This is a genomic window from Mesorhizobium sp., assembly GCF_004962925.1.
GTDB lineage: Bacteria > Pseudomonadota > Alphaproteobacteria > Rhizobiales > Rhizobiaceae > Mesorhizobium.
In genome coordinates, this window is the sequence record NZ_SUEO01000103.1 from 13285 (window position 1) to 20242 (window position 6958).

8 protein-coding genes are annotated in these 6958 nt (G+C 63.1%); 6 read left to right on the plus strand and 2 right to left on the minus strand.

From position 1 onward, the window contains the following. The 3 genes from E5W87_RS20010 to E5W87_RS20020 all read left to right on the plus strand — a co-directional run. A partial coding sequence (locus E5W87_RS20010) for a helix-turn-helix domain-containing protein (RefSeq protein WP_292401195.1) occupies positions 1–244 on the plus strand: 244 nt, incomplete at its 5' end. Next, positions 232–1818: an ATP-binding protein gene (locus E5W87_RS20015; protein ID WP_292401198.1), complete on the plus strand. Its 1587-nt coding sequence runs from the start codon at positions 232–234 to the stop codon at positions 1816–1818. The genes E5W87_RS20010 and E5W87_RS20015, both read left to right, overlap by 13 nt. Positions 1819–1881: 63 nt before the next feature. Next, positions 1882–3048: an FAD-binding oxidoreductase gene (locus E5W87_RS20020; RefSeq protein ID WP_292401201.1), complete on the plus strand. Its 1167-nt coding sequence runs from the start codon at positions 1882–1884 to the stop codon at positions 3046–3048. Between the two features lie 98 nt (positions 3049–3146). Here E5W87_RS20020 and E5W87_RS20025 read toward each other — a convergent pair whose 3' ends face one another. Then, entirely contained in the window at positions 3147–3515 is a 369-nt protein-coding gene (locus E5W87_RS20025; RefSeq protein WP_292401203.1) for a GNAT family N-acetyltransferase, read from the minus strand. A gap of 160 nt (positions 3516–3675) precedes the next feature. Between E5W87_RS20025 and leuD the strand changes: the two genes are divergently transcribed. Further along, the gene (leuD, locus tag E5W87_RS20030; protein ID WP_126104308.1) at positions 3676–4281 is read left to right on the plus strand and encodes a 3-isopropylmalate dehydratase small subunit; all 606 of its coding nucleotides are present in this window, start codon (positions 3676–3678) and stop codon (positions 4279–4281) included. A 64-nt stretch (positions 4282–4345) separates the two neighbouring features. Then, on the plus strand, positions 4346–5275 hold the full coding sequence (locus tag E5W87_RS20035) for a hypothetical protein (RefSeq protein WP_292401210.1): 930 nt from the start codon (positions 4346–4348) through the stop codon (positions 5273–5275). Between the two features lie 217 nt (positions 5276–5492). Here E5W87_RS20035 and E5W87_RS20040 read toward each other — a convergent pair whose 3' ends face one another. Next, positions 5493–6287: a lytic transglycosylase domain-containing protein gene (locus tag E5W87_RS20040; RefSeq protein ID WP_292401213.1), complete on the minus strand. Its 795-nt coding sequence runs from the start codon at positions 6285–6287 to the stop codon at positions 5493–5495. A gap of 264 nt (positions 6288–6551) precedes the next feature. On the opposite strand from E5W87_RS20040, the gene E5W87_RS20045 reads away from it, so the two are divergent. Then, positions 6552–6958, plus strand: a 407-nt coding sequence (locus E5W87_RS20045; protein ID WP_292401217.1) for an FAD-dependent oxidoreductase, incomplete at its 3' end; no start/stop codon positions are given.

A 6958-nucleotide genomic window follows, 5' to 3' on the forward strand; every position in this document is an offset into this window, starting at 1 on the left:
CAAACCGCTGGTGCTGACAGGAATCGAATTCGCGATCCTGAAAGGGTTTTTGGCGCGCCCGGCGCATGTGCTCGGCCGCGACATGGTGATGGCCAATGCCTATGCCGGCAACATCCATGTCGCCGACCGCACCGTCGACAGCCATATCCGCAACATCCGCGCCAAGCTGGCGGCGGCCGGCTGCACGGACGCGATCGAGACCGTGCATGGCGTCGGCTTCCGCCTCGGCCGGTGCGGCGCGTGAGCACCCAAAAATGGATTGGCAACAAATGGCGGCCGCGCCTCGCCACCATCGTTGTTGCCATCCTGATCATGGTGATGGCACTGCCGCTGGTCGGCCTATTCTTCTTCCGGCTCTACGAAAACCAGCTGATCCGCCAGACCGAGGCCGAGCTGATCGCGCAAGGCGCGGCCCTTGCCGCCATCTATGCACAAGAGGTCCGTGACGCCGGCATCCCGGCCGAGAAGCTCGGCCCAGCCGTGCCTGCCGCCAGTGCCAGCGATCCGAACTCTCCCTACCAGCCGATCGAACCAAGCCTCGATCTTGCCTCCGACAGGGTTCTTCCGACCCGGCCTGCGGCCACCACCGCCACCATTGATCCTGGCTTTGCGGCGGTCGGGGCGCGGCTGTCGGGCATTCTTGCCGAGACGCAGAAAACCACGCTTGCCGGCTTCCGGCTGCTCGACGCAAAAGGCGTCGTCATCGCCGGACGCGAGGAGATCGGCCTGTCGCTCGGCGCCGTCGGCGAAGTTCGCGCAGCACTGACCGGCCGCTATGCCAGCGCGCTCAGGCTGAGGATCTCAGACGAGCCGCCCTCATCGCTCTATTCGGTGAGCCGCGGCACGAAAGTCCGCGTCTTCGTCGCTCTGCCGGTCGCAGTCGACGGCAAGGTCGCCGGCGTGGTCTATCTGTCGCGAACGCCGAACAACATCGTCAAGCACCTCTATGGCGAGCGCGGCAAGGTGGTGCTGGCGGCGATCGCCATCCTCGGCGGCACGCTGCTCATCGCCCTGATCTTCCTGCGCACCGTCAGCCGGCCGATCTACGCGCTGATGGAACGGACAAAGCGCATCGCCGCCGGTGACCGCAAAGCGATCAGGCCGCTCGATCATCATGGCACGCGTGAGATGGCAGCACTTTCCGCCGCCTTCCTCGACATGGCCGAAAAGCTGCATGCCCGCTCGGACAGCATCCAGACCTTCGCCACCCACGTCTCGCACGAGCTCAAATCGCCGCTGACGGCGATCCAGGGGGCGGCCGAACTGCTGCGCGATTCGGGCAGCGCAATGGATGAGGCCGAGCGACGGCGGTTTTCGAACAACATCGTCACCGACGCCGGGCGGCTTAATTTGCTGGTGCGTCGCCTGCTCGACCTGGCGCGGGCCGAAAATCTTGCGCCCAGCGGCGAAAGCACGTCGATTGGCGCCGCGCTGGCACTGCTGCCGGCCGAGGACCGGCTGGCGGCGCGCGTCGAGGCTGGCAGCGATATCGGCCTGCGCATCTCGGCCGAGAACGCGGCAATCGTGCTGGCCAATCTCATTGACAATTCGGCGCGGCATGGCGCAACGGCCGTTTCCGTTGCGGCGGCGAGCACGGATGGCAAGGCGACGATCCTGGTGAGCGACGACGGTGCCGGCATCTCACCCAGCAACCGGGCCCGCATCTTTGAGCCATTCTTCACCACGCGCCGCGATTCCGGCGGCACCGGCATGGGCCTCGGCATCGTGCTGGCCCTCCTGAAAGCGCATGATGGCACGATCCGGCTGGTTGACTCCGAGCGCGGCACGCGCTTCGAGATCATCCTGCCGGTTGTATGAATTGGAGCCTGATTCCGAAAACCGGCTTTCGGGATCATGCTCTGGAACTGGAGAAGCGAAAAAGTGCGCTACGACGTCATCATCATCGGCGGAGCCATCGTCGGCTCCTCGATCGCCTATTATCTGCGCGAGGAGGGGTTTTCGGGCTCGATCGCGCTGGTCGAGCGCGACCCGCAATTCACCCATGCGGCGACGACGCTATCCTGCGCTTCCATCCGCCAGCAGTTTTCGATTCCCGAGAACATCCGCCTGTCGCAGTTCACGCTGAAACTGTTTCGGCGGCTGACGGAAGAGTTCGGAGCCGATGCCGATATCGGCTTTCGCGAAGGCGGCTACCTCATCCTTGCCGGCGAAAACGGGCTGCCGATTCTCAAGGCCAACCACGAGGCGCAGATGGCCGAGGGCGCCGACATCGTGCTTGAGGATGCGGAGGCGCTTGTCCGCCGGTTTCCGTGGCTGTCGGCTGAGGGCATCACCGCCGGCGCCTATGGCCGCAGCGGCGAAGGCTGGTTCGACGCGCATGCCATGCTGATGCTGTTCCGCAAGGCGCTGCGGGGCAAAAACATCGATTTCATCACCGCTGATGTCACCGGCATCGAGCACCAGGGGGATCGTGTCACCAGCGTCTGCCTCGACAATGGCGAGCGGCTCGAGGCCGGCCTCGTCATCAACGCCGCCGGGCCGAATGCCGGCAAGGTGGCTGAAATGGCCGGGCTGGCGCTGCCGGTGGAGCCGCGCAAGCGCAACGTCTTCGTTTTCGAGGCGCGCGAAAAATATGCCGACATGCCGCTGCTGGTCGATCCCTCAGGCATCTATGTCAGGCCGGAAGGCTCGGTCTACATCACCGGCGGTGCCGAGCCTGAAGAGGGCGACGGCCTCGCCGATCCCGCCGATTTCGAGCCCGACTGGCCGCTGTTCGAAGAGGTGATCTGGCCGGTGCTGGCGACCCGCATTCCAGCCTTCGAGGCGATCAAGCCGACACGCGCCTGGGCCGGCCATTACGATTACAACACGCTCGACCAGAACGCGGTGATCGGCCCGCACCCGCAGGTCAAGAATTTCCTGTTCGCCAACGGTTTTTCCGGACACGGCCTGCAGCAGGCGCCGGCGGTCGGCAAGGCGCTGGCTGAGCTGATCGTGCATGGCGGCTACCGCACGGTGGACTGCTCGGCGTTTGGGTACAGCCGTGTCGCCGAGGGGCGGGCGTTCAGGGAGCTGAACGTGATCTAGCAAGAAGGGCGCTGCGACGGTCTTTTTGCCGCTAAAGTCCGTCAGCGCTCGCGGCCGAACCAGAAGGCGTCGGCCATGCGCGTCATTCCGATCCGTTCCTAGAAGCCGACGGCGTCGGGCACGGAAATCAATGAGATGGCGACGGACGGCCCGAGCTGCCGCCGCACTTCGTCGAGCAGGCCCTTGCCGATGCCGAGCCCTTGCGCCGATTTGCAAACGGCGAGTTCGGAAATGTAGCACACCCACGAAAAGTCGGTGATGCCGCGGACGAGGCCAATCAGCGGCTTGCCAGGTCTGTCGAGGCGCGCCGTCAACACCATATCCGCGCTGGCAAGCATCGTCTTCAAACGGGCTTCGTCATCGATGGGCCGGGTGGCGCCGAGGCCGGATTCCACCAGCACGCGGCGGAACTCGGCAGGGTCGAGGGTTGGTTCGCTGGCGTAGAGGATTTTGGATCGCGTGGTCATGCCGGTGAAAGTGCACCATCGGGCGGTGGTTTTGAAGCTGTTTGGTGCCGATCTCGTGTTCCGGGACCACGAGCGAAGACAGCCACCTTTTATTTGCCCGCCTCTTTGTGTAAACCGGACGCCAACACATCCCCGCAGCGAAAAGAAGACGGGCAAGACCATGGAAAAGTTCACCAAGCTCACCGGCGTCGCCGCGCCGATGCCGATCGTCAATGTCGACACCGACATGATCATCCCCAAGGACTATCTCAAGACGATCAAGCGCACCGGTCTCGGCAGCGGACTGTTCGCCGAAATGCGCTACAAGGACGACGGTTCGGAAAACCCTGACTTCGTGCTCAACAAGCCGGCCTATCGCAAGGCGCAGATCCTGGTCGCCGGCGACAATTTCGGCTGCGGCTCTTCGCGCGAGCATGCGCCATGGGCGCTGCTCGATTTCGGCATACGCTGCGTCATCTCGACCTCGTTCGCCGACATTTTCTACAACAACTGCTTCAAGAACGGCATCCTGCCGATCACCGTCAGCCCGGAGGATCTGGAGAAGCTGATGGACGACGCCTCGCGCGGCTCCAACGCGACGGTGTCGGTCGACCTGGAAGCCAAGGAAATCCGCGGACCGGACGGCGGCGTGGTCAAGTTCGACCTCGACGACTTCAAGCGGCACTGCCTGCTCAACGGGCTCGACGACATTGGGCTGACCATGGAAAAGGCCGGCGCCATCGCATCGTTCGAGAAGAAGAACGCCGAGCTGCGCCCCTGGGCCTGAGCGGTGCGACGATGACCCCGGCCGTGACAGTCCGGGTTGGTGGCGGCTGAACGGAGGGACCGTCATGACACGTTCGCTTCTTGCCGGCGCCTGCGCGCTGGCATGGATTCTGATGCCGTTGGCTGGCGCGCATGCACAGACCGACAGGGTGCTCGTGCCGGCTGACGATGCGTCCGGCGGGGCCGCCGACCTGGGCGCGTCGAGCAATGCGGCCCTAGCCGACGATGACAGCCAAGCACCGGTCCCGTTCGAGAATGGGCAGCTGACCATCACGCAGCAGGAAGAGTATGGCGAGAAGGTGCTCGCCTTTGACGGCAAGCAGCTGGCCAGCAATTACGAGGTGTCCTTCGACAAGATCGTCAAGGTCGGCGGGGTCAACGTCGCGCTGGTCGATGTCGGCGACGGCGGCAATCAATGCGGCCCGGCCAAGGTGATCGTGTGGAAGCCGGAAGGCGGCATGATTCAGAGCACCACGGTCGAGCAGGACGAATGCGGTGCGCCGCCGGCCGCGGTGTCCGACAGCGCCATCTATTTCGTGCCCTATCTCTTGCCGGGAGCTTCGAAACCGACGCTGCAATGGTCGCCTACGGGCGGGTTGTCGACCTCGGGCATTCTCACCTACATGCCGGAACCGGGCACCGGCTGGAAAGATGTCGATCCGTCGAAATACGACAACATCATCGATGCGTTCCACAACGAAGCTGTCTACCAGCTAGCCGAGGCACTGCTCGGCAAGGATATGCCCGACATGGCGACCAGCCTGCTGGTCGGCGGCGGCACCGAGAAGACCGCCTCGGGCGCCTTCTATGCCAGCGGCTGCGTGCCGCACGATTGCGGCGGCAATGACGGCTTCATGGCGGTCGACCCGGCCAACCACAAGCTCTATTTCGCTCGCCGCGGCGACAAGCCCGAGCCGGACGCATGGCCGGCTGTGAACACGTGGCCGGCCGAGGTCAGGGAAGCGATGGACAAGGCGCTCGGCTCGCCGAATTAGCTTCTCTGCTTCGCGCCTTCGTTCCCGAGGCGGGCCGAGCGGCGGCGTCTCACCTTAGAGCGGGTTCATCGTTTCACGGAAACGCCGAACCGCTCTATCTCTTTGTTTTTGCGCAATTCCGGACGGAAAACCGTTTCATACTTTTCCTGGAATTGCTCTAGAGCATCAACAAAAAGCCCGGCGCATGGCCGGGCTATTCCGTCGAATAGAGATTCTATCAATCGCCATCGATCGCCGTCGCCATGCGGGCGATGGCCTGTTGATAGACGCTCGCGGAATTCCAGCCAGCAATTGCGCCCATATTCGCCTGATAACTCGCGCCGGCCCGCCAACCATGACCCTTGAGGAAGTTGGCAGTGGAAGCCAACGCAGTGCCCTTGTCGCGCAGATTTTTGCTGCCAACTCCATACTTCAAAACGTTTCCGGGAAGGAACTGCGTGTGGCCAATCTCGCCATGCGCGGCACCGACCGACGAGGCGCTCAACGCTCCGCGATCAACCAGCTTCAGGGCTGCAACGCCATGCGGGTAAAAGAATTCCGGACGGCGGCAATCATAGGTAAGCGTTAAAATAGCAGAGACCGTATTCTGTTTGCCCATGGAGGCGCCGAAGCCAGTTTCCATACCCCAGATGGCGAGCAACACACCCGGCGGTACGCCGTAGGTCCGTTCGATCTTGTCGAACAGCGCCGCGTTCGACTTCTTCAGCGCACGGCCCCTGGCAATGATCGCGGATCCGCCACGGCGCTTCATGAAAGCTTCCACCGAGCCGCTGAAAGCCTTATGAAGGGCGCGGTCGACGGCGATCGTCTTTGTTGCGTAGGTCGCACGAGCCAGAGCGGCTAGACCCTTCGAGCCTACACCGTTGGCCTCGGCCTCCGCGGCGAAATCCGCCTTCCACGCTTCGAAGCCCGCACTCGTCTTGCCGCATTGGGCGGCCTGCGCACCTGTTGCCGCCGCAAGCATCATCAATGCTGCCACTGCGTAAATCTTTCCCTTGGCAAGAAATGCCATGTTGCTCTCCTGGTTGCCTGGATCACGTCCCAAATACGAATTTGCCAGCGAAACGCTCGCTTGTCACTGTTAGAGCGGCGTTCGTCCACTTGGACGCAGTACGCTCTGACACTCTAAATCTGCGCATCGTGCTTTCTGAAAATCGATCCTGATTTTCGGGCCGATGCGCTAAGAAGTCGTTTACGTATCCCCGCCGCAGCGCTGGCGAATGCCGGAGAACTTGCTTACGATCAAGTAATTATTGTGGCGGGGGCTGGAATATTCATGGAAGACGTTGATGTCGTGGTCATCGGCGCCGGCTCGGCGGGACTTTCCGCCGCCAAGACCCTGCGTGCAGCCGGCCTTTCTTTCAAGCTGTTCGAAGCGACGAACCGGATCGGCGGCCGCGCCTGGACCAGCGATCAGCATTTCGGCGTCCCTTTCGACATCGGCTGCGCCTGGCTGCACGCGGCCGACCGCAATCCCTACTTTCCCGAGGCACAAGCCGCCCGCTGGACGCTTCACCATCACGACATGAATGTCGATCATCTCTATTATCGCAACCGCGAGGCGAGCGAGGACGAAGAGGCCGCAATGAAGGCGGCCGATATCAGGCTGTTCGAGCTGCTGGCCGCGCATGAGGTCAGGGATGGCGACGACGACCGCCTTTCGGCGTTGCTCGCCAGGGGCCA